Source organism: Streptomyces sp. NPDC051183 (assembly GCF_040682455.1).
GTDB lineage: Bacteria > Actinomycetota > Actinomycetes > Streptomycetales > Streptomycetaceae > Streptomyces.
In genome coordinates, this window is the sequence record NZ_JBFBBA010000009.1 from 61696 (window position 1) to 84623 (window position 22928).

Here is a 22928-nt window from a genome sequence, read left to right on the forward strand (position 1 = left end):
AGATAAGTCAAACACGGTCCCACCCCAACTCACCCGCCCCAGTGACCCCATGTCGCAACAAGCCGGTCGCCCCGGACATGACGAAGGCCCGGATCCCATGGATCCGGGCCTTCGTCTTCAGTAGCGGGGACAGGATTTGAACCTGCGACCTCTGGGTTATGAGCCCAGCGAGCTACCGAGCTGCTCCACCCCGCGTCGGTGAAACCACAGTATCACGGACGCGGGACGGAGCCGTACCGACGGTGTCGCCGCCGGCTGCTAGCCGCCCGGCTTGGGCGCCGTCAGCTTCGCCTCCGCGTCGATCGCCCGCTTCAGCGCCGCCTGCAGGTCGCTCTGCGCCTTGCCGTACGCCGCCCAGTCGCCCGCCTTGAGCGCCTTGTCGGCGTCCTCCACGGCCTTCTGCGCGTCGGCGAGAGCCGCCTTGACCGTCGGGTCCTGGCTGGTCGGCGGCGTGGTGCTGCCGTCCGGCGGGGTCGTCGGGCTGGTCGGCGGGGTGGGCGTGGTCGGCGCCTCTGCCCCGAAGACCACGTTCAGCGCCTTCTCCAGGGTGTCCTCGAACGCGGTCTGCCCGCCGTAGGTCACCAGCACCTTGCGCAGCAGCGGGTACTTCAGCCCCGAACTGCGCACGTACACCGGCTCCACGTAGAGCATTCCGCCGTCGAGCGGCACCGCCAGCAGGTTGCCGTACTCGACCTCGGAGTCGCCGCCGCGCAGCAGGCGGATGGATTCGGCGATCTTCGGTTCGGACTGGAACTTGCTCTGGACCTGCTTGGGGCCGTCGACCGGCTTGCTGGTCGGCAGCTTCAGGATTCTGATCTTGCCGTAGCCCGGGGTTCCCGGATCGGCGTTGACCGACATGAAGGCGCTCAGGTTGTCCCGCTCGTTCGGCGTGAACGTCGTGGTGAGCGAGAAGACCTGGTCCTTCTCCTTCTGGCCCGGCATCTTCATCGACAGGTAGTACGGCGGAACGGCCGTACCGGCCTTGGTCGTCGGGTCGTCCGGAACGGCCCAGGCCTCACTGCCGCTGAGGAAGGTCTGCGGGTCCGTGACGTGGTACCGGGTCAGCAGCTCCCGCTGGACCTTGAAGAGGTCCTGCGGGTAGCGGATGTGGTCCATGAGCGCCTTGGAGATCTCGCTCTTGGCCTTGACCGTCCCCGGGAACGCCTTCATCCAGGTCTTGAGGACCGGGTCCTGGGTGTCCCACTGGTACAGGCTGACCGTGCCGTCGTACGCGTCGACGGTCGCCTTCACCGAGTTGCGGATGTAGTTGACCTGGTTCTCCTGCGCCACGACCGCGCGCTGGCTGTTGGTCAGCGAGTCCGCGGTGCTCTGGCCCAGCGTGGTCCGCGAGGCGTACGGGTAGCCGTTGGTGGTCGTGTACGCGTCGACGATCCACTTGATCCGGCCGTCGATGACCGCCGGGTACGGGGCGCCGTCGATGGTCAGCCACGGCGCGACGGCCTCGACGCGCTCCTTGGGCGTGCGGTTGTACAGGATCCGCGAGCCGTCGCCGATGGCGCCGGAGTACATGATCTGCGGCTCGCTGAAGGCGAGCGCGTACGCGGCCCGGTTGATCGGGTTGTCCAGGTTGACGCCGGAGTCGCCCTTGTAGCTCGTCTCCTTCTCGCCCTTGTCGTCCGAGTAGTCGAGCTCCTTCTGCGGTCCACCGACGATCGAGTACTGCTTCGTCTGCTCGCCGTAGTAGATGCGCTGCTCGAAGTCCGTCCCGAACATCCCCTTGGAGGGGAGGTCGGACTGCGTGAAGTCCGGGGCGCCCTGGTCGCCGACGGTGGTTCCCTTGGCCGCGACCACGCCGTAGCCGTGCGTGTACTTGAAGTGGTCGTTGATCCAGTTGTTCTTCGGGATGCCGCCGATGTTCAGCTCGCGAAGGCCGATGACGGTGTCCTGGCCGCTGTACCGGTCCACGGCGAGCGTGGACGGGAAGGCGTAGTAGCCCTTGACCTGCTGGAGCTGCTGGAACGCCGGGGAGACGATGTTCGGGTCGAGCAGGCGGATGCTGGCCGTGGTGTCGGCCGCCTTGCGCAGCTGGCCCTTGTCCGTGCCCGCGGCGGGCACGCCCGCGTAGTCCGAGACCTCCGCGCCGCCGATCCCGTACGCGTCGCGCGTCGCCTTGATGTTCTTCTCGACGTACGGGGATTCCTTGGCCTGCTCGTTCGGCTGGACCTGGAACTTCTGGACGATCGCCGGGTACAGCCCGCCGATCAGGATCGCCGAGAGCACCATCAGGCCGAAGCCGATGACCGGGAGCTGCCAGGTGCGGCGCCACAGCGTCGCGAAGAACAGCACGGCGCAGATCGCGGCGATGGCGACGAGGATCGTCTTCGCCGGCAGGTAGGCGTTGGCATCGACGTACCGCAGGCCGGTCCAGTTGTCCGCCGCCTTGAAGTCACTGGACTTCACGGCGAGGCCGTACCGGTCGAGCCAGTACGCGACCGCCTTGAGCGAGACGAAGAGGCCGAGCAGCACCGACAGGTGGCCGGTCGCCGCGGCGGTGGCCCGGGCGCCCGGGCTGGTCACGCGCAGTCCGCCGTACAGGTAGTGCACGACGGCCGCGGCGATCACCGACAGCACGACCGCGGCGAAGCCGAAGCCGAGCAGGAAGCGGTACCAGGGCAGGTCGAAGGTGTAGAACGACACGTCCTTGTGGAACTGGGGGTCCTTCTGTCCGAAGGCCACCCCGTTCACATACATCAGCCAGGTCTTCCACTGGCCGGCCGCCGAGGCGCCCGCGATCAGGCCCACCAGCGCGGCGATGCCCAGGAGCAGCCACCTCCGGTACGGCGCGACGCTCATCCGGTAGCGGTCGAGGCTCTGCTGCTCCATCGACATCGCGCTGAGCGGCGGCCGCAGCCGGTGGGCGAGCCAGATGTTCAGCCCGACGGCACCGGCCATCAGCAGGCCGAAGACGGCGAAGAGGCCGATCTTGGTCCACAGGGTGGTGGTGAAGACGGTGGAGTACTTGACGGAGCGGAACCAGAGCCAGTCGGTCCAGAAGCCCGCGAACATGATGAACGCCATGGCCAGCACGGCCAGGACGCCCAAGGTCATCAGAAGAGTTCGGGCGCGCCTGGACGGGCGGCCGACTCTCATCCGTGGCCCGGAGGGGCCTCCGCCGCGGTCCGGCATCTGGAAAGCCAAGGTGCGCACCTCGAAAGTCGCTGTGTTGTGTCAGGTGTTGAACGGGCCCCCGATCGTAGAGCCCACTCATGCAACTTACTGAGCCTTTAGTCAGTTCCCGGTATCCGGGGGAAAGGAGGCAGGATGTTTCCCATGTCCAACCTTTCGCCTTCCCCCGGCACTCCCATGGCGGCCGGCCCGCTGACCCGTGCCTGCCTCGAGATCGACGAGTACGCGGCCGGTCTCGGCTGGGACCAGCCCGCCAGGCTGTTCGCCCTCGTCGACACCGCCAAGCTCAAGAAGCAGGAGCCGCGCCTGGCCGGCCAGCTCGGCCTCGACCAGGACGACGCCGGCAAGAGCTCCCTCACCCCGATCGAGCAGGACGAGCTGCCCGCGGGAACCGCCCTCGACAAGTTCCTGGGCACCATCGCCTGGCCCGATGCCGTCGTCGGCTGCGCGCTGACCGTGGAGCGGCTGATGCTGCCGCCGTCCGCGGAGGCCTCCGTACCGGAGGGGCTCAGCGACAAGCAGCTGTCGAAGTGGGTCGCCGGGCACCCCGAGCGCCAGGAGGTGCGGCTGACCGTGGCCGTGCTGCGCGACGGCTCGCGCGAGTCGGCCGTACGGCTGCGGGAGAAGGACTCCTCGACCGAGGTGCTCACCGGCGGGGGCCTGGTGCCCGGGCTGGCGGAGGCGCTGGCGGCGACCTTCAAGTAGGGGGCGGCGGGGCGGACGCGGTCAGGACCTGCTGCACTGCGGCAGTCCGGCCGTGTCCCCCTTGCTGATCTTCTGCAGGGCCTTCACGGCGTCGTCGATGGTGGAGACCTTCACCAGGGTCAGCCCGTCGGGCACGTCGCCCGAGGCCGCGGCGCAGTTCTCGGCCGGGGTGAGGAAGTACCGGGCGCCGGCCTGGCGGGCGCCGATGGTCTTCATCTGGATGCCGCCGATCGGTCCGACCTTGCCCGTGTCGTCGATGGTGCCGGTGCCGGCGATGAACTTCCCGCCGGTCAGGTCCTCGGGCGTGAGCTTGTCGACGATGCCGAGGGCGAACATCAGGCCCGCGCTCGGGCCGCCGACGTCGGCGAGCTTGATGTCGATCGTGAACGGGAAGGTGTGGTCGGTGCCGGCCCGGATGCCGACGATGGCGTGACCGTCGCCCTCCGCCTTGCCCGCGGTGATCGTGACCTTGGCGGAGCCGGTGGGCTCGCGGTGCGCCTTCGCCGCCTCGGCCGCCTCCGCGGCGGGGATGATCGTGAACTCGACGGGCTCGCCGGGCTTGTGCTTGGTGACGAGCTTGGCCACGTCGTCGGGGGCGTTGACGGGGGTGCCGTCCACGGCCTTGATCACGTCGCCGGCGTGCAGCCTGCCCTCGGAGGGGCTGCCCTTGACGACGGAGGAAACGATCACGCGCGCGGAGACCGGGATGCCGAGCTGCTTGAGGGCCGCCACCTTGGCGCTCTGCTGCGACTGGCTGAACTCCTCGGCGTTCTCCTGGGTGGACTCCTGGTCCGTCTTGCCGTTCGGGTACAGGTTCTCGTGCGGTACGACGATGTTGTCGCCCGCCAGCCAGCCGTACACCGCTTCCAGCAGGTTCATGTCGTAGTCCGCGCCCGTGACGCGGACCGTCGTCATGTTCAGGTGCCCGGTGGTCGGATACGTCTTGCGCCCCGACACGTTCAGGACGGGCTCGCCGTGCGAGTCCCCGAGCGTGTTCACCGTGGGGCCCGGGCTCATCTCGGAGTACGGGACCTTGATGAACACCCCTGCGCAGAGCAGCGCGAACAGCATGAGGGTGGAGGCGAGCATCGTCGCAGTGCGGCGTGGCATGGATCGACAGTACGGGACCGTCCTGACACGCGGCCGCCCGGGCCGGGCCGTACGGGGCTCCGGGACGCCTCAGACGGCGTCGGAACCGGAGTGCGCGTCGGCCTTCGTCCTGGCCTGCTCGGCCTTGCCCATGGCTTCACGGAACCTCGCGTAGCCCGCGAGCTCGGATATGTCGCCGGATGTACGGTCGCGTGCCGCCCAGCTGCCCCATATCGCCGCTCCGATCGCGGCGAACAGCGGAATCAGCAACCACGCCAGAGACGCCATGGGCGTGCCTCCCTACCCCGAAAAGTACGTGTCGTCGTGTGGCTTCAACGCTCGTGCCCGGGAGGGGGTTACGCAAATCGAGGGCGTGTTGCGCGGCCGAACGGGTGCGACGCTACCCCCTTCCGGGGGGCGCGCCGCAGCCGGGGTTCAGCAGGCGCCGACCCACTCCTCCGTGCCGTCGGAGAAGGTCTGGTGCTTCCAGATCGGAACCTCGTGCTTGAGGTCGTCGATCAGCATCCGGCAGGCCTCGAAGGCCTCGCCGCGGTGCGGGCAGGACACGGCGACGACGACCGCGAGGTCGCCGACCGAGAGGTCGCCCACGCGGTGCACGGCGGCCAGGGCGCGGACGGGGTACTTCTCCACGACGCGCTCGGCGACGCGGCGCATCTCCGCCTCGGCCGTCGGGTGGCAGGAGTAGCCGAGGGAGTCGACGTCGGCCCCGCCGTCGTGGTTGCGCACCGTGCCGACGAACAGGGTCGTGCCGCCCGTCGCATCGTCGCCGACGGCCTGGAAGACCTCGTCGAGCGAGAGCGGGGTCTCGCGGATCTCGAGCAGCCGGATCGGATCCGGAGCGGGCTGCTCGCCGGGGTGGTCGAAGTGCGGTGCCATAGCTTCCATCGTGCCCTAGCCGCCGGTGCGGCGGAATAGCCCTTTCACCCGGGCCGGACCCGCACCCTTGGGAGCCTCCTACAGAAACCCGCTGGTGGCGGCCGCGTCCCCCGCTCCCCGGCCGCGCTCCGGGGCCATCGGGCGCGCCCGGCCGTACGGGGGGCGCCCGGGCGCGGGCTCCGGCTCCGCGGGGCCGGTCAGATGCCCCGGCGCCTGCGGGCCGCGCGGACCACGGCGGCGGCGCCCAGCAGCGCGACCGTCGCGCCCGCGGCGCCGGCGGCGGTGGCGTCCTTGCGGCCGAGCCGGCGGCCCGCGACCGTGTGGCGGCCCGCGACCTCCTGGAGGAGCTCCGCCAGCACCTCCTCGTTCGTCCAGCGCGGCCGCCAGCCCGCCGCGTGCAGGGCGCTGATGCTGACCACCCAGGGGTGCATCGTGTACGCGAGGTCGCCTGCCGGGGAGGGCGTCAGGCCGATCCGGTGCAGCCGGGCCGCCGCGCCCAGCGCGACCGCGGACGGCAGCTCCATGCGGCGGATGCCGCTGAGCTCCTCGACCTCCTCCTGCTCCAGCCAGCCCTCGCAGCCCACCGCGAGCTCGCCCTCGACCTTCTCCAGGGCGGCGTACTCCAGCGCGCTGACCAGGTCCTCCACGTGGCAGAACTGCCAGGTGGGCCGGGATCCGGCCACCACGAGCAGGCGCGGCGACTCGAAGTACCGGGTCAGAGCGGTGTCCGTGCCCCCGACGAGGACGGCAGGGCGGACCACGGTGACGTTCAGGCCGGGGTGCGCGCGGGGGGCCCGGCGGCCCAGGCGCTCGATCTCCAGCAGGTCCCCGACGCCGGTCGCCTCGGCGGTGGCGCGCAGCTCCGCGTCCTCCGAGAGCGGGATGTCGTTGTCCGGCAGCGCCCCGTAGACCATGGCGGAGGTGCACAGCACGACCCGGTGCACCCCGGCCGCGGCGGCGGCGGTGAGCACGGTCTGGGTTCCGCGTACGTTGTACGCAGTGCGGGCGGCCGGGTCCGTCTCCAGGTCGAGGTCGAGCGCCAGGTGGACCACCACGTCCGCGCCGCGCAGCTTCTCCGCGATCGCGGGGTCCCGTACGTCCAGCACGTGCCACAGCGCGGCCGCGCAGTCCCCGCGCCGCTCGTCGATCGCGACGACCTGCTTGACCTCGTCGGAGGCGGCGAGCCGGCTCACCAGGGCCGCGCCGACGCCCGAGGCGGCGCCGGTCACGGCGATCACCGGGCTGTTCTTGCGGGGCACCACCGGGTTTCGCGGCTGGCGAACGCCGGGGGCGCCGTCACCGTGCTCGGGGTGGTCTTCGGGATCGGGCGTCGCGCGAACCTGTGGATCTGGGGAACTCACCGGGCGTCTCCAGCGGTTGTCTTCAGTAGGGACGCGCCGTGACGCGTACCCACCAGGTGATGTCCATCCTGCCGCAGCCCAGGAGTCGGCGGAGCACCGAGCCCGGAAGCGGGTGTGGTGTCTACGCTGGGTGGTGTTGTCGGACCATTGCCCGTCGGCTCCCGCCGGCGGCCCTACGAGCCGAGGAAACCCGTGAGCGACACCCCATTCGGATTCGGCCTTCCGCCGGAGGAGCCGGACAACGGCGACGAGGGCAAGAAGAAGGGCAATCAGGGCGGTCAGGGCGGCCCGGCGAATCCGTTCGGGTTCCCGGGCATGGGCCTGCCGGGCGGCGCCGGCGGTCCGGGCGGTGCGGACAATCCCTTCGCCGCGATGTTCGGCTCCATGAACCCGAACGACCTCGGTGCGGCCTTCCAGCAGCTCGGCCAGATGCTGAGCTACGAGGGCGGCCCGGTCAACTGGGACATGGCCAAGGACATCGCCCGCCAGACCGTGGCACAGGGCACCGCGGACGGGGTGAAGGACGCCAGCGTCGGCCTCGCCGAGAAGTCCGCGGTCGAGGAGGCCGTGCGCCTCGCCGACCACTGGCTGGACGGCGTGACCTCGCTGCCCTCGGGCGCCGCGACCGCCGTGGCGTGGAGCCGCGCCGAGTGGGTCGAGGCGACCCTCCCGGTGTGGAAGGAGCTCGTGGACCCGGTCGCCGAGCGCGTCGGTGCGGCCATGGGCGGCGTCCTGCCGGAGGAGATGCAGGCCATGGCGGGCCCGCTGCTCGGCATGATGCGCTCCATGGGCGGGGCCATGTTCGGCCAGCAGATCGGCCAGGCCGTGGGCGTCCTGGCGGGCGAGGTCGTCGGCTCGACCGACGTCGGCCTGCCCCTGGGCCCGGCCGGCAAGGCCGCGCTGCTCCCGCTGAACATCGAGGCCTTCGGCAAGGACCTGGGCGTCGCCTCCGACGAGGTGCGGCTGTACCTGGCGCTGCGCGAGGCCGCGCACGCCCGGCTCTTCGCGCACGTGCCGTGGCTGCGCTCGCACCTGTTCGGCGCGGTCGAGGGTTACGCCCGCGGCATCAAGGTCGACACCTCGAAGCTGGAGGACGTGGTCGGCCAGCTCGACCCGTCCAACCCCGAGCAGCTTCAGGAGGCCCTGCAGGGCGGCATGTTCCAGCCGCAGGACACCCCCGAGCAGAAGGCCGCCCTGGCCCGGCTGGAGACGGCGCTCGCGCTGGTCGAGGGCTGGGTGGACGCGGTCGTGCACGAGGCGGCCAAGCCCCGGCTGACCTCGGCCGACGCCATGCGCGAGACCATGCGCAGGCGGCGCGCCTCGGGCGGCCCGGCGGAGCAGACCTTCGCGACGCTGATCGGGCTGGAGCTGCGCCCGCGCCGGCTGCGCGACGCCTCGCGGCTGTGGGCCTCGCTCACCGACGCGCGCGGTGTCGACGGCCGCGACGGGCTGTGGGAGCACCCGGACATGCTGCCGACGGCCTCCGACCTGGACGACCCGGACGGCTTCGTGCACCGCGAGCAGCTGGACTTCTCGGAGATCGACAAGATGCTCGGCGAGGCCGCGCAGCAGCAGGACCGCAAGCGTGAGCAGGGCGACGGCGAGAGCGAAGGCGAAGAGAAGAAGTGAGTCTGTACGACGACACGGTCCTGGTGCTCAAGGGCTACGAGGACCAGCCCGAGCTGCGCGATCTGTACCTGGAGCACCTGGCCGCTCACCCCGACGGGGTCTACAAGCCCTGCCGCGCCGGGCACATCACCGCCAGTGCGCTGGTGGTCGACCAGGCGGGCGGGCGCGTGCTGCTCACCCTGCACAAGAAGCTCGGCATGTGGCTGCAGATGGGCGGCCACTGCGAGCCCGGTGACACCACGATCGCCGGGGCCGCGCTGCGCGAGGCCCGGGAGGAGTCGGGCATCTCCGCCGGGCTGACCCTGCTGCCGGGCGGGCCCCTGCGGCTGGACCGGCATCCGATCCCGGAGCCGTGCAACTGGCACCTGGACGTCCAGTACGCGGCGCTGGCCCCGGCCGACGCGGTGGCGGAGATCAGCGAGGAGTCGCTGGACCTGCGCTGGTTCCCGTACGCGGAGGTGGCGGCGGTGGCCGACGCCTCGGTCGTGCGGCTGGTCGAGGCGACCCGGGCGCGACTGGGCGCGTAGGTACTCATGAGGTGTGCGTGAGGTACGCGTGAGGGGCGGCCCCGGGATCCGGGGCCGCCCCTCACGCATGTGGTGCTCCGCCGTCAGTTCCAGGCGTTGTTCTGGTTCTGGGCGTGCGAGCCGTGCTGGCCCGCGCCGAACTGCGCCGCGAGGCCCTGGCCGAGCTGCGCGTTCTGCGGCGGCAGCACCTCGCTGGGCTGGACCAGCGCGAAGCCGGTACCGAGGAAGCTGAGCTCCCAGCCCTCGCCGGTGTTGCCGCGGCGCCGCCAGACTCCGCTGGAGTGCGTCTGGGCCTGCATCTGCACCCGCAGCGAGGTGGACCAGGCGACGATGGCGTCCGCGTCGGCGTTGACGTACTTGTCCGGGGTGACCTGCATCATCAGCGGCTGTCCGGAGGTCATCAGCGCGACCTTGCCGCGGCCGGTGATGTTGAGCTGGTACTTGCCCGAGCCGGAGATCCCGTACTGGCTGTCCACCGCGATGACCTCGGTGTGCAGGGTGGAGTCCAGCGCGAGGACGTAGCTGCTGTCGACGGTCAGGCCGTCCTGGTCCACGTCCACGACGTGGACGTACTGGGCCAGGTTTGCCAGGTAGACCGTGCCCTGCCCGGAGCAGCGCATGAGGTCGAGGCCCTCGCCGGTGCGGCGGCGGGCGCCGCGCTGGTTGGCGCTCTGGTACTCGCCGTCGAAGTCGATGATCCCCTGGTAGGCGACCATGGCGCCCTTGCGGGCCAGCACGTCGTCGGAGCCGCTCAGCGAGACCCGCAGCAGCTGCGGGTTCTGGACGGCGTACCGCTCCTGGGACTGTGCCTCGGAGTGGGCGAAAAGTGAACTCTGCATGATGTGCCTTCTCCCCCTCAGCCCCGGGCCCGGAGCCGGTCGGTGCTGTCCTCGCTGGGCTGGACGACGACGATGCCCTGGCCCGAGAAGGCCATCTGGTAGGCCTCCCCGCTGCCCCGGCCGATCATCGACGAGGCCTTGAAGCTGCGCTTGCCCTTGACCTTGAGGTTCGGCGACCACGCGACGAGCGCGTCGGGGTCGACGTACGTCTCGTCCTCGCCTCGGCCGCAGTCGACCACGATCGGCGTGCCGCGCGAGGTGATCGCGACCCAGCCGGTGCCGGCGACCGACACGTTGAACAGGCCCTGGCCGGCGAACTTGGCCATGCCCTTGACCCGCTCGACGCCCCACTGGAGGTGGGCGTCGAAGGCCAGCAGGTTGGTGCCGTTGACGGACAGGGAGTCGTTGTTGAGGTTGATCACGACGACGTCGGCGCCGTAGTCGGCGAGGTAGAGCAGGCCGTCGCCGGTGCACTTCATCAGCGGGGCGCCCTCGCCGGTGAGCCACTGCGAGGCCATCTGGCGCACGGCCGGCGGGTTGGGCTCGTACTGGACGAAGCCCTCGTACGCCACCATCGAGCCGGTGCGGGCGAAGAGGTCCTGGCCGCTCTGCATGGCGACCTTGAGCATGGAACGGCCGTGGTTCTCCATGCGGGCCGTGACGGGGGTGGGGGCGTAGCCCGCGAGCTGCTGGTTCATTGCGTTCATGGCATTCATGTGGGGCTCCCTCAGACCTCGTACGGCTGGACGACGATGAAGTTGCCGGGCGCGCCGCGGAACTGGAGGTTCACGGTCTCCCCGCTGTGGCCGGGATAGGCGTTGCGGCGCAGCCGGACCTGGCTGGAGATGATCACCTGGGAGGCGGAGGACCACGCGACGATGGCGTTGCTGTCCGCGAAGGTGGTCGGGGTGACGGGCAGGACGACGGGGACGCCGTGCGTCTTGACGATCACCGTGCCGGTGCCCTGGAACTGCATCGTGAAGAGGGCGCCGCCCGGGATGCCGTGGCCCTCGATGCGCCGGACCTCGTGCTGGAGGGACTCGTCGAAGGCGAGGACGTTCTCGGCGGAGACGCAGATCCCGTCGCCCTGGAGCTCGATGGCGTGCAGGTGGGCGCCGTTCTCGGCGAGGAAGACCTGGCCGCGGCCGGTGCAGCGCATCAGCTGCATCTCCTGGCCGGTGGCGTTGCCGACGATGCGGCCGGCGAAGCCCGCGCCCTTGTAGCTGAATTCGACCTTGCCCTGGTACAGGACCATGCTGCCCTGACGGGCGAGGACGGCCTGGCCGCCCATGGCCAGGTCCACCCGCATGAGCTGCTGGTTCTGCGGGGTCCAGCGGGCGCCGGTCGGGGCCTCCTTGTACGGCTGGAGGGCGGCGGCGAGGCCCGCGCCCGCGGCCTGCGGGTACTGGCCGGGGGGCTGCTGGCCGTACGCGGGCGGCTGCTGGCCGGGGACCTGGCCCGGGACCTGGCCGTACGCGGGGGGCTGCTGCCCGTAGGGCGCGGGGGCCGGGGCCGGCGGCGGGACCTGGCCGTACGAGGGCTGCGGGACCTGGCCGTACGGGGCGGGGGCCGGGGCCGGGGGTGCCAGCGGGGCCGCCATGGTCGGGGCCGCGTGGACCGGCTGCTGGTACGGGGCCGGGGCGGGCGGCGGCGGTTGCACGGGGGCAGGCGCCGGTGCCGGTGCCGGTGCCGGGGCACCGAAGGACGGCGCGGGGGCCGGGTTCTGCGCGGGTGCGGCGGGTCCGGCGGGCGCGCCGAAGGCCGGCGGGGCGAACCCGGGCGCGGCCGCGGCGGCCTGGGGCGGGACCTGGGGCTCGGGCTGCGGCTCCTCGTCGGCGACCTCGCCGCCGAAGTTCCTCAGCAGCGCGGCGAGCCCGCCGTCGAAGCCCTGGCCGACGGCGGCGAAGCGCCACACGTCCTTGAGGTAGAAGTCGCCGATCATCAGGGCGCGCTCGGTGGTGAACTCGGCGCCGGTGAAGGCGTACCGGACGACCTCCTCGCCGCCGGCCACGATCCGGATGTAGCCGGGGCCGATCTGCGACATCTGCCCGCCGCCGTCGATGGACGCGGCGAAGGAGAGCTTGTGGATGCCCGCCGGGATGCGGTCGAGCGTCACCCGGAAGGATTCGGTGTCACCGGCCTGCGCACCGAGCTGCTGAATGGACTCTTCCGGCGACTTCGGCTGGTTGAAGAAGATGAAGTACCGGTCGTCCGACAGTTGCTCGTCGGCGTCGAGGCCGAAGCAGCTGATGTCGAAGGTGAGTCCGGGCCCGGCGATCTGGATGCCCACGTACAGGTCCGTGCCCGCCGTCAGATCACTGATCTTGGCCTTGTGACCGCGTTGGAATTCCCTGGCCATACGTAACGACCGTCCCCCATCCCGACTGTGAATGCGTGGCGCTCAGGCTAGCCGCAACTGCCGACATCCGGCCAAGTCGGTACCGACCCGGGACAATTCACGGAGTGCGACATCCCGGTGTTTCCCGGGGCATTCCCGGGCTATTCGTCGCGGGCGGCCGGCACCTTCGGAAGTCGCTCCGCGGCGACCACTCCCTCCAGGTAGCCGCGGGCGCGCTCGGTGCGCGGGTAGGCCTCCAGCAGCTCCCAGAAGCGGGGGCCGTGGCCGGGGACCAGGAGGTGGGCGAGCTCGTGCAGCAGCACGTAGTCGACCACGTACTCGGGCATGCCCTGGAGGCGGTGCGAGAGCCGGATGCTGCCCTCCGCAGGGGTGCAGGAGCCCCAGCGGGTGTTCTGGTTGGTGACCCAGCGGACGGAGCGGGGGCGGGCGCGAGCGCTGAAGTACTGCTCGGACAAACGCTCGGCGCGCTCGGTGAGTTCCGCGTCCCCGAGGGTGCGCCTGCTCTCCTGGGCGGCCAGCTTGTCGAGCATCACGCCCACCCAGCGCTGCTCCTCGGCCTCGGACATCCGGGCAGGGATGAGGACGACCGTACGGTCACCCTCGCGATAGGCGGATACGGTCCTGCGGCGGCGCGCGCTCCGGCGGACTTCGACGGCGCGCTGCGGTGGATCGGCGGACACGGCACGACCGTACCCGGTCGTCGTGGCGGAAGTCCCGCCCGTCCGGGGTTCGAACAAGATCGATTCGCGGTCGGCGCGCGGAACACACCCTTTCTCCATCTCATATGACCGATACCCCTCACCTGTGGACAAATTTCTGCGGGCAATTCGGCGGGCGGGCAATCTTGGCGAAGAGCGGAGAGGGCGGGCCGGAAAGCGGCACGCGAATCGCATCGAATCGAGGAGGCGGCGATGTATCCGAAGGTGAAGCCCGCGCTGGCACGGGCCTGGCGGGACCGGGAGACGGTGCAGTTCGGGGTGACCCCCGCGCACGCGGTGGTGGTCGGGCCGGTGGACACCGCGACCGGCGCGCTCATCGACCGGATCGACGGGACCCGGGGCATGGAGCTGCTGCGGGCGGAGGGCGGTGCGATGGGCCTGCCCGACGGGCAGGTGGACGGGCTGGTGCGGAGCCTGGCGGCGGCCGGGCTGCTCGATGACGCCACCGCGGGCGGCCCCCGCGCCCAGGCGGTGCGGTCGCGGCCGCAGGCCCTGGAGCGGTTGGGTCCCGACCTGGGGTCGCTGTCGCTGGTCCACCGCGAGCCGGGCGGGGACTTACGGGGTGTCGCGGCCCGGCGTGCTATACGGGTCCAGGTGCGCGGGAGCGGCCGGGTGGGCGGGGTGATCGCCGCGGTCCTGGCGGGAGCGGGCGTGGGCCGGGTCGAGGTGCTCGACGGGGGCCGGGTCGAGCCGGCCGATGTTGCCCCGGGCGGAATGGCGCCCGGGAGCGTGGGCCGGCTGCGGGCCGAAGCCGCCCGGAGCCTGGTGCGCGAGGCGGCCCCGGCGCACGGCCCCCGGACCGGGGAGGGCGGTGGCCCCGAGCCCGGACTGGCCCTGGTGGTGGTCGCGCCCCGGGACGGGTTGCAGTCCTGGGCCCCCGATCCGCAGTCCGCGGCCGACTGGGTCGCCACCGGGACCCCGCACCTGTACGCGGGGGTGCTGGAGGGGACCGGCCTGGTGGGGCCTCTGGTGCTGCCCGGGGCGACGGCGTGCGCGGGATGCATGGAGCGCGACCGGGTGGCCCGGGACCCGGCCTGGCCGCGGATGCTGGTCCAGTGGCGCTCGGCCCACCGCCGCCGGGCGGCCGCCGCCTGCGATTTGGGACTGGCCACGGCGGTGGCCGGCCTCGCCGCGGCTCACGCGCTGTCCTTCCTCGACGGGGAACTGCCCGCCTCCACCGGCACCCGGTGGGAAGCCGCCCTGCCCGCCCTCCACTGGCAGCCCACCGCGGTCCGTGCGGATCCCGACTGCCCCTGTGGTGCCGCCGCCCGGCCCGAGCCGGTCGCGGCAGGGGTGGGATCGGCCTCGGACCGGCCGGGAGGGCCATGACAGGATGCTTTTTGGCCGAGGGGTCACCAATGGCTCACCGCGGGGGCATGCCGAAGTGCCGCGTGCGGAACAGCCGTCTGGGAATTGGAGGGGCGCATGTCTGATCTTCCCCGGAAGGCGGTCACCCGTACCGTCAAGCTGGCTGCGCTGCCGCTCGGCATCGCAGGTCGGGCAACGTGGGGGCTGGGCAAGCGGATCGGCGGCAAGTCGGCGGAGATCGTCGCCCGCGAGCTCCAGCAGCGCACCGCGGAGCAGTTGTTCCGGACGCTCGGGGAGCTGAAGGGCGGTGCCATGAAGTTCGGCCAGGCCCTCTCGGTCTTCGAGTCGGCCCTGCCCGAGGAGGTCGCCGGGCCCTACCGGGCGGCGCTGACCAAGCTTCAGGAGGCGGCCCCGCCGCTGCCGGCCGCGACGGTGCACCAGGTGCTGGCCGACCGGCTCGGTGCCGACTGGCGGGATCTGTTCCAGGAGTTCGAGGACAAGCCGGCCGCGGCGGCCTCGATCGGGCAGGTGCACCGGGCGGTGTGGCACGACGGCCGCGAGGTCGCGGTCAAGGTCCAGTACCCGGGGGCCGGTGAGGCACTGCTCTCGGACCTGAAGCAGCTGAGCCGGTTCGCGGGGTTGTTGGGGCCGCTGATACCCGGCATGGACATCAAGCCGCTGATCAAGGAGTTGCGGGACCGGGTGTCCGAGGAGCTCGACTACGAGCTGGAGGCCGAGGCGCAGCGGACGCACGCGGACGCGTTCGACGGCGACGAGGACGTGGTCGTACCGGACGTCGTGCACCAGGGCGACCAGGTGCTGGTGACCGAGTGGATGGAGGGGACCCCGCTGTCGGAAGTCATAGCCGACGGCACGCAGGAGGAGCGCGACCGCGCCGGACAGCTGCTGGCCCGGTTCCTCTTCTCCGGCCCCGCCCGTACCGGACTGCTGCATGCCGACACGCACCCGGGCAACTTCCGGCTCATATCGGGGGCGGACGGCCGGATGCGGCTGGGCGTACTGGACTTCGGCACGGTGGACCGGCTGCCCGGCGGCTGGCCCAAGCCCATCGGCAGGTCCCTGCGGATGACGCTGGACGGTGACGCCGAGGGGGTCTACGGGCACCTGTGCGCAGAGGGGTTCGTCAAGGAGTCCATCGAACTCGACCCCGAGGCGGTTCTCGACTACCTCAGGCCCATCATCGAGCCCGCCGAGGCCGAGGAGTTCACCTTCACCAGGCCGTGGCTGCGCGGCCAGGCGGCGCGGATCGCCGATCCCCGCTCCCCCGCCCACCAGTTGGGCCGGCAGATCAATCTGCCGCCCTCGTACCTGCTGATCCACCGGGTGACGCTGAGCACGATCGGTGTGCTGTGCCAGCTGGGCGCGACGGTCCGCCTCCGGGACGAACTGGAGTCCTGGCTCCCGGGGTTCCTGTCCGAGGACTAGCGTCGCGACGGGCGGATGTTGCCTGACGAGGCGCTAGGCGGTCGGGTTCACCACCAGGAGGAGTCGAGGCGGCCCTCGATGGCCCGGATGTTGGCCCGGGCGCAGTCGTGGCAGAAGTATTGCCTGCTGCCGTTCTCCATGGAGCAGGTCCAGGTGGGCGGGGCGCCGTCCGGGGACTTGGCGCCGCAGCGTGCGCAGACGACTGGCTGGGCCTCGGGGCCCGGCGCGGCGGGGTGGGGATTCGGCTGGTCCACCTCCAGACGATATCCCCGCGGAGGGGGGCAGGGCTCCGCAACGCACCGGGGGGACCGGTCCGTTCGGACCGGTCCCCCCGGGGTGGTTGCCGAGCCTTCTTCAGCTCTTAGTGCATGACGGCCATGGCCAGGGCGCGCCGGGCGCGCATGGAGACGCGCTCGGCCCGTCGCTGCATGCGCCGGGCGGCGACCAGGCGCAGGGCGTGACGCTCGGCGTCCACCTCACGCATGCGGTCGTCCATATGGGCACGAGCCATGGCTTCTGGGATGAGTTGCATTTCGCGGGTCCTGTTCTGACGCGAGGTGATCGCGCCTGCGGTGATGAAGTCTGCGGTGGCGGAGCCGTGCGGCTGCTCGCTCGTGGTTGCGTGGGGGGACATGAGGGCCTGCTTCAGGGGGTCGCGCGTCAGGGGGCGGTCGATGGTTCCGTTGGCGGTCATGCCGCTGCAACCGGGTTCTTGCGCGGACGGCCACGGGGCCGCTTGCGGGCTACGACGACACCCTGGACGAAGAGCTCGCCACCCCAGACGCCCCAGGGCTCGCGGCGCTCCAGCGCACCGGCGAGGCAGGCCTCGACCAGCGGGCAGGTGCCGCAGAGGGACTTGGCGTACTCGACGTCCGCCGGGGACTCCGCGAAGAAGACCTCCGGGTCGTAGGTACGGCAGGCGACGGGGACGCCGAGGTTCTCGATGGCGTCGTCGAGCGCGGTCAGCGCGGTGAGCGGGGTCAAGGTGGATTCCTCCGGAGCGGGGGGCGGGGTGATCGTTCGGGTCTGAGTTACGGACGGGGCGTGCGCTTCGAGTTGCACGGTGGTTTCTTCCTCGTCTTGTTCGACTAGTCGTACCGGCCGGTTGGCCGGGGTCGGCTGGTACCTGTTCTGCCAGTCCCGAGGCCCCTTCGCTCCGTCGTCCCCGTTCGGGGACAAACAGAAGGGCCGCGGATCCCGGGTGGGGTTCCGCGGCCCTGAAGGCGCCGGCCTGATCGTCGGATCAGGCTGGATCACTCCAGGGTTCGAGCCCGCGGAAGGCCCACATCAGGTGGTGCTGCTGCTTCTTCGTCTGCTGCGTCTGCGTCTTGAATCCGGCCCTGGCGGCACCGGCGGCGGCGGCGAAGCCATAGACGCCGTGCGCCTTCGCTTCTGCTGCCAGTACTGCCACCGGTGCCTGGGTCGGTCGCTCATTGCGCTCACTGACGAGCAGCGCGGCGGGCGCGGCCGTCAGGGCAGGACCGTCTGCGCAAATCGCGGACAGACCGGTACCCAGGAGCGGAAGGAGCGAGGAGGAGCCGAGCGTGCAGGAAGCGGCGACCGAGCGATCGGTCATTTTGGTGAAGGTCATGAAGCTGGTCACTGGTCTCGCCTCCTCTCGGCGTCTCGGGGACTCGGCCCGGAGGCCTGTCCCATGCGTATTCGGATAAGTACAGCACGGATCCGGGGCTTCGGAGAAGCCACCGTTTCCGTTGCTAAGAACCTATGGGTCTTCGCTGGGCATGTGCAAACTATTTTTCCGACGAGTTTCTACGCGTCGTCAGAATCCTCGGCCCCGGGGTCCTCACCTGCACAGATGGCCAGGACGTCGGCTCCGTACCGCTCAAGCTTGCGTCCACCCACTCCGGAGATCATCGAGAGCTCGCCCGCCTCGGTGGGCGCGGCCTCCGCGATCGCCATCAGGGTCTTGTCGGTGAAGACGCAGTACCCGGGCAGCCCCTGCTGCTTCGACTGGACCGCGCGCCACTCGCGCAACCGCTCGTAGAGCCCCTCGTCCATGTCGGACGGGCAGTCCTCGCAGCGCATCAGCTTGAGCTCGCCGGCCTCGGTCAGGGTCTTCCCGCAGACCCGGCACAGCACCGGCCCGCGGCGGCCGCGCTTGCGCGCCCCGCCCTCGGCCGCGCCGCCCGGCCGGCTTCCCGGGGCCGCGGAGCCCGGCCGCAGGCCGTTCAGGAAGCGGCTGGGGCGTCGGGAGGCCCGGCCGCCCGGAGCGCGGGAGAGGGCCCAGGAGAGCGTCAGGTGCAGCCGCGCCCGGGTGACGCCGACATACAGCAGCCGGCGCTCCTCCTCGATCTGTTCGTCGGTCTTGGCGTAGGTGATCGGCATCATGCCGTCGGTGAGGCCCACGAGGAACACGGAGTCCCACTCCAGGCCCTTCGCGGCGTGCAGCGAGGCGAGGGTGACGCCCTGGACCGTCGGCGCGTGCTGGGCGGCCTTGCGCTCGTCCAGCTCGACGGTGAGGTCCGCGAGGGTGGCGCCGGGCCGGGTCCTGGCGAAGTCCTCCGCGAGGCGGACCAGCGCGGCCACGGATTCCCACTGGTCGCGGACGGCGCCGGAGCCGGCGGGCGGCTCGCTGGTCCAGCCGGTGGAGCTGAGCACGGCCCGGACCTGGGGGCCCAGCTCCACGACGTCGTCGAGCAGCGGGTCGTTCCCGCCGGAGCGGGCGGCTCCGCGCAGGGCGAGGATCGCCTTCTGCACCTCGCCCCGCTCGAAGAAGCGCTCGGCGCCGCGCAGCTGGTACGGGACCCCGGCGTCGGCGAGGGCCTGTTCGTAGACCTCGGACTGGGCGTTGATGCGGTAGAGCACCGCGATCTCGCCCGCCGGGACGCCCGCCGCGATCAGGTCCCGGATCCGGCGCGCGACGCCCTCGGCCTCGGCGGGCTCGTCCGGGTACTCGGCATAGACGGGGTCGGGGCCGGTCTCGCGCTGGGAGACCAGCTCCAGGCGGTGCTCGGCGGCGCGGCCCTTGGCCTGGGCGAGGAGGCCGTTGGCGAGGTGGACCACCTGGGGGGTGGAGCGGTAGTCGCGGACCAGCTTGACCAGGGTGGCCTGCGGGTAGCGGTTGCGGAAGTTCAGCAGGTGGTCGGGGGTGGCGCCGGTGAAGGAGTAGATCGTCTGGCTGGCGTCCCCGACGACGCAGAGGCTGTCGCGCTCGCCGAGCCACAGGTCCAGCAGCCGCTGCTGGAGCGGGCTGACGTCCTGGTACTCGTCGACCACGAAGTGCTGGTACTGGGCGCGGATCTGCTCGGCGATGTCGTGGCGGTCCTGGAGGATGCCGACCGTGAGCAGCAGCACGTCCTCGAAGTCGATCATGCCGCGGTCGCGCTTGAGCTGTTCGTACGTCCCGTAGATCTGGGCGATCTCGGCCATGTCCCGGGGGGCCTCGCGGCCCGCCTTGCGGGCGGCCGCCGGGTAGTCGGCGGGCACGGTCTGGGTGACCTTCGCCCATTCGATCTCACCGGTGACATCGCGCAGCTCATTGCGGTCGAGCCGGATGCGGCAGCGCGCGCCGGCCTCGGCCACGAACTGGATCTTGCGCTCCAGCAGCCTGGGCACCTCCCCGCCGACCGCCCTGGGCCAGAAGTACTGGAGCTGGCGCAGAGCGGCCGAGTGGAAGGTACGGGCCTGGACCCCGCCCGCGCCCAGGGCGCGCAGGCGTCCGCGCATCTCGCCCGCGGCGCGGTTGGTGAAGGTGACCGCCAGCACGCTGGCCGGCATCAGCTGGCCGGAGCGGACGCCGTAGGCGATGCGGTGGGTGATCGCCCGGGTCTTGCCCGTACCGGCGCCGGCGAGCACGCACACCGGCCCGCGCAGGGTCGTCGCGACCTCGCGCTGCTCCGGGTCCAGGCCCAGGAGCACCGCGTCGGCCGAGTCGGCGCCTGCCGAGAAGGATGGGGAGTGCGTTGCTGCTGTCACCCCGCCATGCTGCCAGGTCTCGTGGGCCGGGCGGGAAAGTTGTCCACAGGCAGCCGGTATCCGTCGTACTGGTACGCCGGACCGGCGCCGGGAATGGCGGCGCGGTCCCGTACGTTCGAGTACTCGGACCACCGAGGCCCCACGAAGGAGAGCGCAGCATGCAGGACACGGGCACCGTCACGATGTACAGCACGACCTGGTGCGGCTACTGCCGTCGGCTGAAGAGCCAGATGGACCGGGAAGGCATCGCGTACAACGAGATCAACATCGAGCTCGACCCGGAGTCCGCGGCGTTCGTGGAGAAGGCGAACGGCGGCAACCAGACGGTTCCCACCGTGCTCGTGAAGTCCGCCGCCGGCAGCGAGTCCGTGATGACGAACCCGAGCCTGGCCCAGGTCAAGCAGGCCCTCGCCGTCTGAGCCCCGGCGACGCCGGCGGCATCGGCGGCATCGGCGGCATCGGCGGCATCGGCGGCATCGGCGGAGCACCAGAAAGGCCCCCGCCTCGGCGGGGGCCTTCTGCGTCCGCGGGTGTGACGAGTATTACGCCGACTTCGGGCGCGGCAGCGGCTCGCCGTACCAGAGCTCGACCAGCCGGGCCGCGATGGAGATGCCGCCCGCCGGAGGGTGCACCTCGCCGGCCTCGATGGCCGCGCGCAGGTCCTCGCGGGAGAACCAGCGGGCCTCCTCGATCTCCTCGCCGTCGACCGTGATCTCCGAGGTGAGGGCGCGGGCGGTGAAGCCCAGCATCAGGCTGTACGGGAAGGGCCAGGGCTGGCTGGCGACGTACTCGACCTCGCCGACCCTGACGCCCGCCTCCTCCCACACCTCGCGGACCACGGACTGCTCGATCGACTCGCCGGGCTCCACGAAGCCCGCGAGGGTCGAGAAGCGCCCCTCCGGCCAGTGCACCTGGCGGCCGAGCAGCGCCCGGTCGTGCTCGTCGGTGACCAGCATGATCACCGCCGGGTCGGTGCGCGGGTAGTGCTCGGCGCCGCAGCCCGGGCAGCGCCGGATGTGCCCGGCGGCCGCGACCACGGTGCGCTCGCCGCAGCGGGAGCAGAAGCGGTGCATGCGCTGCCAGTTCTCCAGCGCGACCGCGTGCACCATCAGCCCGGCGTCGCGCGGGGACAGCAGCAGACCGGCCTCGCGCAGGCCGGCGGGGCGGGCCGACTGGTCCATGCGGCCCGGCAGCGAGTCCTTCTGCAGCGCGAAGTACCGTACGCCGTCCTCGTCCGTGCCCAGGAAGTAGCGGTGCGTCTCGGTGACGGGCGCCTCGAACGCCGGGGTCATCACGATGCCGGTGCCCCCGTCGGGGGCGTCGTCGATCAGGACCTGGCCGCCGGAGACGACGAACACACGGGTCGTCGGGTGGCTCCAGGCCGCGGCGAGCCACGCCTCGTCGAGGCGGTGGTGCGCGGCGCGGTCGAGTCCGCTGGGTGCGGCAAGCGAGATCGGACGCTCGGTATGGGTGCTCACGTTACTTTCCAACTCCCCCGGTGGGTGGGACAGGCAGGCTCGGCAAGGCGGGTGTGCGCGTCAGGCGGGTGCGTGCATCAGGCGGGTGTCCAGTGGGCGGCCAGGTCGCCCCAGAGGTAGGCGGTGGTCTCGACGCCCTTGAGCAGCAGGTCGAGCTCCACCTTCTCGTTCGGCGAGTGCCAGCCGTCCGAGGGCACGGAGATGCCGAGGAACAGGACCGGCGCCTCCAGCACGTCCTGGAGGTCCGCGGCCGGTCCCGAGCCGCCCTCGCGGGTGAAGCGGACCTTCTCGCCGAACGCGCGCCCCATGGCCCGTACGACGGACTGCAGCGCCGGGTGGTCCAGCGGCGTCAGGCACGGGCGGGTCGGGGCGCCGAAGGTGATGGCGTGCCGGATCCCGGCCGGGATCCGTGCGGCGACCCAGTCCCTGACTGCGGCCTCGACCTCGTACGGGTCCTGCCCGGACACCAGGCGGAACGACAGCTTCAGGTGGGCGGAGGCGGGCACGATGGTCTTGCCGCCGGGGCCCTGGTAGCCGCCGCCGATGCCGTTGACCTCGGCGGTCGGGCGGGCCCAGACGCGCTCCAGGGTGGAGTAGCCCGCCTCGCCGGCCGCCGCGTGCGACTTGGCCGTGCGGAGCCACTCGGACTCGTCGAACGGCAGCTCGGCGATGAGCGCCCGCTCCTCGTCCGTGAGCTCGGCGATGTTGTCGTAGAAGCCCGGGATCGTGACCCGCTCGTCGGCGTCGTGCAGGGCCGCCACGAGGCGGGCGGCGGCGGTGGCCGGGTTGGGCACGGCACCGCCGAAGGCGCCCGAGTGGATGTCCTGGTCGGGGCCGTACAGGTCGATCTCGCAGTCGGCCACGCCGCGCATGCCGGTGCAGACGGTCGGGGTGGTCTCGGACCACATGCCGGTGTCGGAGACGATCACGATGTCGGCGGCGAGCTCGTCCGCGCGCTCCTCGACGAGGGCCCGGAAGTGGGGGGAGCCGGACTCCTCCTCGCCCTCGACGAGGAGCTTGAGGTTCACTGCGGGCGCGGCCGCGCCGGTGGCCGCCAGGTGCGCCCGCAGGCCCAGGGTGTGGAAGAACACCTGGCCCTTGTCGTCGGCGGCGCCGCGCGCGTACATCCGGCCGTCCTTGACGACCGGCTCGAACGGGTCGGTGTGCCAGCCGTCGGCGAGCGCGGCGGGCTGCACGTCGTGGTGCCCGTACACGAGGACGGTGGGGGCGGCCGGGTCCTCGCTCGGCCAGTGCGCGAACACGGCGGGGGCGCCGGCGGTCTCCCAGACCTCGGCCACCGGGAAACCGGTCTCCTTGAACTTCGCGGCGAGCCAGTCGGCGCTGCGGCGTACGTCGTCCGCGTGCTCCGGCTGGGCCGAGACGGACGGGATGCGCAGCCAGTCGGCGAGGTCCTCGAGGAACGCGGCGCGGTGGGTGTCGATGTACGTGCGGACCACGCTGTCCGCCGGGGAGTCGCTCATGCACACG

22 protein-coding genes and 1 tRNA gene are annotated in these 22928 nt (G+C 71.6%); 6 read left to right on the forward strand and 17 right to left on the reverse strand.

All coding sequences use genetic code 11. The features are described 5' to 3' along the window. Nucleotides 1–121 precede the first annotated feature (121 nt). Together AB0M99_RS10330 and AB0M99_RS10335 are read right to left on the reverse strand one after the other, a co-directional pair. Nucleotides 122–195 (reverse strand) — tRNA-Met (locus tag AB0M99_RS10330). A gap of 63 nt (nucleotides 196–258) precedes the next feature. Further along, on the reverse strand, nucleotides 259–3168 hold the full coding sequence (locus tag AB0M99_RS10335; RefSeq protein WP_365918615.1) for a UPF0182 family protein: 2910 nt from the start codon (nucleotides 3166–3168) through the stop codon (nucleotides 259–261). A 114-nt stretch (nucleotides 3169–3282) separates the two neighbouring features. Between AB0M99_RS10335 and AB0M99_RS10340 the strand changes: the two genes are divergently transcribed. Further along, nucleotides 3283–3852 carry a PPA1309 family protein gene (locus tag AB0M99_RS10340; RefSeq protein ID WP_365918617.1) on the forward strand — a complete coding sequence of 190 codons (570 nt, stop codon included), beginning with the start codon at nucleotides 3283–3285 and terminating at the stop codon, nucleotides 3850–3852. A 21-nt stretch (nucleotides 3853–3873) separates the two neighbouring features. Here the strand turns inward: AB0M99_RS10340 and AB0M99_RS10345 are convergent, their stop codons facing one another. The 4 genes from AB0M99_RS10345 to AB0M99_RS10360 form a co-directional block, all read right to left on the reverse strand. Next, nucleotides 3874–4962, reverse strand: a complete 1089-nt coding sequence (locus AB0M99_RS10345) for a PDZ domain-containing protein (RefSeq protein WP_365918619.1) — start codon at nucleotides 4960–4962, stop codon at nucleotides 3874–3876. A gap of 69 nt (nucleotides 4963–5031) precedes the next feature. Beyond that, a complete protein-coding gene (locus AB0M99_RS10350) occupies nucleotides 5032–5229 on the reverse strand; it encodes a hypothetical protein (RefSeq protein WP_365918621.1) in 198 nt (65 codons plus the stop codon). 147 nt (nucleotides 5230–5376) lie between these two features. Beyond that, on the reverse strand, nucleotides 5377–5838 hold the full coding sequence (locus AB0M99_RS10355; protein WP_365918623.1) for a molybdenum cofactor biosynthesis protein MoaE: 462 nt from the start codon (nucleotides 5836–5838) through the stop codon (nucleotides 5377–5379). A gap of 197 nt (nucleotides 5839–6035) precedes the next feature. Then, the gene (locus tag AB0M99_RS10360; RefSeq protein ID WP_365918855.1) at nucleotides 6036–7100 is read right to left on the reverse strand and encodes an SDR family oxidoreductase; all 1065 of its coding nucleotides are present in this window, start codon (nucleotides 7098–7100) and stop codon (nucleotides 6036–6038) included. Between the two features lie 291 nt (nucleotides 7101–7391). Here AB0M99_RS10360 and AB0M99_RS10365 point away from each other — a divergent pair, with 291 nt between their 5' ends. Both AB0M99_RS10365 and AB0M99_RS10370 read left to right on the forward strand, forming a co-directional pair. Beyond that, on the forward strand, nucleotides 7392–8828 hold the full coding sequence (locus tag AB0M99_RS10365) for a zinc-dependent metalloprotease (protein WP_365918624.1): 1437 nt from the start codon (nucleotides 7392–7394) through the stop codon (nucleotides 8826–8828). Beyond that, a complete protein-coding gene (locus tag AB0M99_RS10370; RefSeq protein WP_365918626.1) occupies nucleotides 8825–9355 on the forward strand; it encodes an NUDIX hydrolase in 531 nt (176 codons plus the stop codon). The genes AB0M99_RS10365 and AB0M99_RS10370 overlap by 4 nt, the downstream gene beginning before the upstream one ends. 83 nt (nucleotides 9356–9438) lie before the next feature. On the opposite strand, the gene AB0M99_RS10375 is transcribed toward AB0M99_RS10370, so the two are convergent. The 4 genes from AB0M99_RS10375 to AB0M99_RS10390 all read right to left on the reverse strand — a co-directional run bounded on the left by AB0M99_RS10375 (nucleotide 9439) and on the right by AB0M99_RS10390 (nucleotide 13233). Continuing rightward, complete coding sequence (locus AB0M99_RS10375) at nucleotides 9439–10194, reverse strand: AIM24 family protein (protein WP_365918628.1); 756 nt, start codon at nucleotides 10192–10194, stop codon at nucleotides 9439–9441. A gap of 17 nt (nucleotides 10195–10211) precedes the next feature. Next, nucleotides 10212–10892, reverse strand: coding sequence for an AIM24 family protein (locus AB0M99_RS10380; RefSeq protein WP_365918857.1), 681 nt, complete (start codon nucleotides 10890–10892; stop codon nucleotides 10212–10214). A 29-nt stretch (nucleotides 10893–10921) separates the two neighbouring features. After that, a complete protein-coding gene (locus tag AB0M99_RS10385; protein WP_365918630.1) occupies nucleotides 10922–12553 on the reverse strand; it encodes a TerD family protein in 1632 nt (543 codons plus the stop codon). A 140-nt stretch (nucleotides 12554–12693) separates the two neighbouring features. Then, complete coding sequence (locus AB0M99_RS10390) at nucleotides 12694–13233, reverse strand: M48 family metallopeptidase (RefSeq protein WP_365918632.1); 540 nt, start codon at nucleotides 13231–13233, stop codon at nucleotides 12694–12696. A gap of 231 nt (nucleotides 13234–13464) precedes the next feature. Between AB0M99_RS10390 and AB0M99_RS10395 the strand changes: the two genes are divergently transcribed. Together AB0M99_RS10395 and AB0M99_RS10400 are read left to right on the forward strand one after the other, a co-directional pair. After that, a complete protein-coding gene (locus tag AB0M99_RS10395; protein WP_365918634.1) occupies nucleotides 13465–14601 on the forward strand; it encodes a ThiF family adenylyltransferase in 1137 nt (378 codons plus the stop codon). Nucleotides 14602–14697: 96 nt separating this feature from the next. Then, nucleotides 14698–16026: an AarF/ABC1/UbiB kinase family protein gene (locus tag AB0M99_RS10400; protein WP_365918636.1), complete on the forward strand. Its 1329-nt coding sequence runs from the start codon at nucleotides 14698–14700 to the stop codon at nucleotides 16024–16026. Between the two features lie 47 nt (nucleotides 16027–16073). Here AB0M99_RS10400 and AB0M99_RS10405 read toward each other — a convergent pair whose 3' ends face one another. The 5 genes from AB0M99_RS10405 to AB0M99_RS10425 form a co-directional block, all read right to left on the reverse strand. Then, entirely contained in the window at nucleotides 16074–16280 is a 207-nt protein-coding gene (locus AB0M99_RS10405; RefSeq protein WP_365918638.1) for a hypothetical protein, read from the reverse strand. A 107-nt stretch (nucleotides 16281–16387) separates the two neighbouring features. Next, complete coding sequence (locus AB0M99_RS10410; RefSeq protein ID WP_365918640.1) at nucleotides 16388–16720, reverse strand: hypothetical protein; 333 nt, start codon at nucleotides 16718–16720, stop codon at nucleotides 16388–16390. Next, a complete protein-coding gene (locus AB0M99_RS10415; RefSeq protein ID WP_365918642.1) occupies nucleotides 16717–17088 on the reverse strand; it encodes a WhiB family transcriptional regulator in 372 nt (123 codons plus the stop codon). The genes AB0M99_RS10410 and AB0M99_RS10415 overlap by 4 nt, the downstream gene beginning before the upstream one ends. Before the next feature lie 181 nt (nucleotides 17089–17269). Then, on the reverse strand, nucleotides 17270–17617 hold the full coding sequence (locus AB0M99_RS10420; RefSeq protein ID WP_365918859.1) for a hypothetical protein: 348 nt from the start codon (nucleotides 17615–17617) through the stop codon (nucleotides 17270–17272). 179 nt (nucleotides 17618–17796) lie between these two features. Beyond that, on the reverse strand, nucleotides 17797–19962 hold the full coding sequence (locus AB0M99_RS10425) for an ATP-dependent DNA helicase UvrD2 (protein WP_365918644.1): 2166 nt from the start codon (nucleotides 19960–19962) through the stop codon (nucleotides 17797–17799). A gap of 158 nt (nucleotides 19963–20120) precedes the next feature. Between AB0M99_RS10425 and AB0M99_RS10430 the strand changes: the two genes are divergently transcribed. Continuing rightward, complete coding sequence (locus AB0M99_RS10430; protein WP_365918646.1) at nucleotides 20121–20381, forward strand: mycoredoxin; 261 nt, start codon at nucleotides 20121–20123, stop codon at nucleotides 20379–20381. 123 nt (nucleotides 20382–20504) lie between these two features. Here the strand turns inward: AB0M99_RS10430 and nudC are convergent, their stop codons facing one another. Both nudC and AB0M99_RS10440 read right to left on the reverse strand, forming a co-directional pair. After that, nucleotides 20505–21452 carry an NAD(+) diphosphatase gene (gene nudC, locus AB0M99_RS10435; protein ID WP_365918648.1) on the reverse strand — a complete coding sequence of 316 codons (948 nt, stop codon included), beginning with the start codon at nucleotides 21450–21452 and terminating at the stop codon, nucleotides 20505–20507. 65 nt (nucleotides 21453–21517) lie between these two features. Next, the gene (locus tag AB0M99_RS10440) at nucleotides 21518–22921 is read right to left on the reverse strand and encodes a dipeptidase (protein WP_365918650.1); all 1404 of its coding nucleotides are present in this window, start codon (nucleotides 22919–22921) and stop codon (nucleotides 21518–21520) included. Nucleotides 22922–22928 lie beyond the last annotated feature (7 nt).

What these genes read in the sequence shown, in the direction of transcription:
- AB0M99_RS10340 (WP_365918617.1), top strand. Translation starts at nt 3,283, where the DNA reads ATGTTTCCCATGTCCAACCTTTCGCCTTCCCCCGGCACTCCCATGGCG.
- AB0M99_RS10345 (WP_365918619.1), bottom strand. Translation starts at nt 4,962, where the DNA reads ATGCCACGCCGCACTGCGACGATGCTCGCCTCCACCCTCATGCTGTTC.
- AB0M99_RS10350 (WP_365918621.1), bottom strand. Translation starts at nt 5,229, where the DNA reads ATGGCGTCTCTGGCGTGGTTGCTGATTCCGCTGTTCGCCGCGATCGGA.
- AB0M99_RS10355 (WP_365918623.1), bottom strand. Translation starts at nt 5,838, where the DNA reads ATGGCACCGCACTTCGACCACCCCGGCGAGCAGCCCGCTCCGGATCCG.
- AB0M99_RS10375 (WP_365918628.1), bottom strand. Translation starts at nt 10,194, where the DNA reads ATGCAGAGTTCACTTTTCGCCCACTCCGAGGCACAGTCCCAGGAGCGG.
- AB0M99_RS10380 (WP_365918857.1), bottom strand. Translation starts at nt 10,892, where the DNA reads ATGAACCAGCAGCTCGCGGGCTACGCCCCCACCCCCGTCACGGCCCGC.
- AB0M99_RS10385 (WP_365918630.1), bottom strand. Translation starts at nt 12,553, where the DNA reads ATGGCCAGGGAATTCCAACGCGGTCACAAGGCCAAGATCAGTGATCTG.
- AB0M99_RS10395 (WP_365918634.1), top strand. Translation starts at nt 13,465, where the DNA reads ATGTATCCGAAGGTGAAGCCCGCGCTGGCACGGGCCTGGCGGGACCGG.
- AB0M99_RS10400 (WP_365918636.1), top strand. Translation starts at nt 14,698, where the DNA reads ATGTCTGATCTTCCCCGGAAGGCGGTCACCCGTACCGTCAAGCTGGCT.
- AB0M99_RS10410 (WP_365918640.1), bottom strand. Translation starts at nt 16,720, where the DNA reads ATGACCGCCAACGGAACCATCGACCGCCCCCTGACGCGCGACCCCCTG.
- AB0M99_RS10420 (WP_365918859.1), bottom strand. Translation starts at nt 17,617, where the DNA reads ATGACCTTCACCAAAATGACCGATCGCTCGGTCGCCGCTTCCTGCACG.
- AB0M99_RS10430 (WP_365918646.1), top strand. Translation starts at nt 20,121, where the DNA reads ATGCAGGACACGGGCACCGTCACGATGTACAGCACGACCTGGTGCGGC.
- AB0M99_RS10440 (WP_365918650.1), bottom strand. Translation starts at nt 22,921, where the DNA reads ATGAGCGACTCCCCGGCGGACAGCGTGGTCCGCACGTACATCGACACC.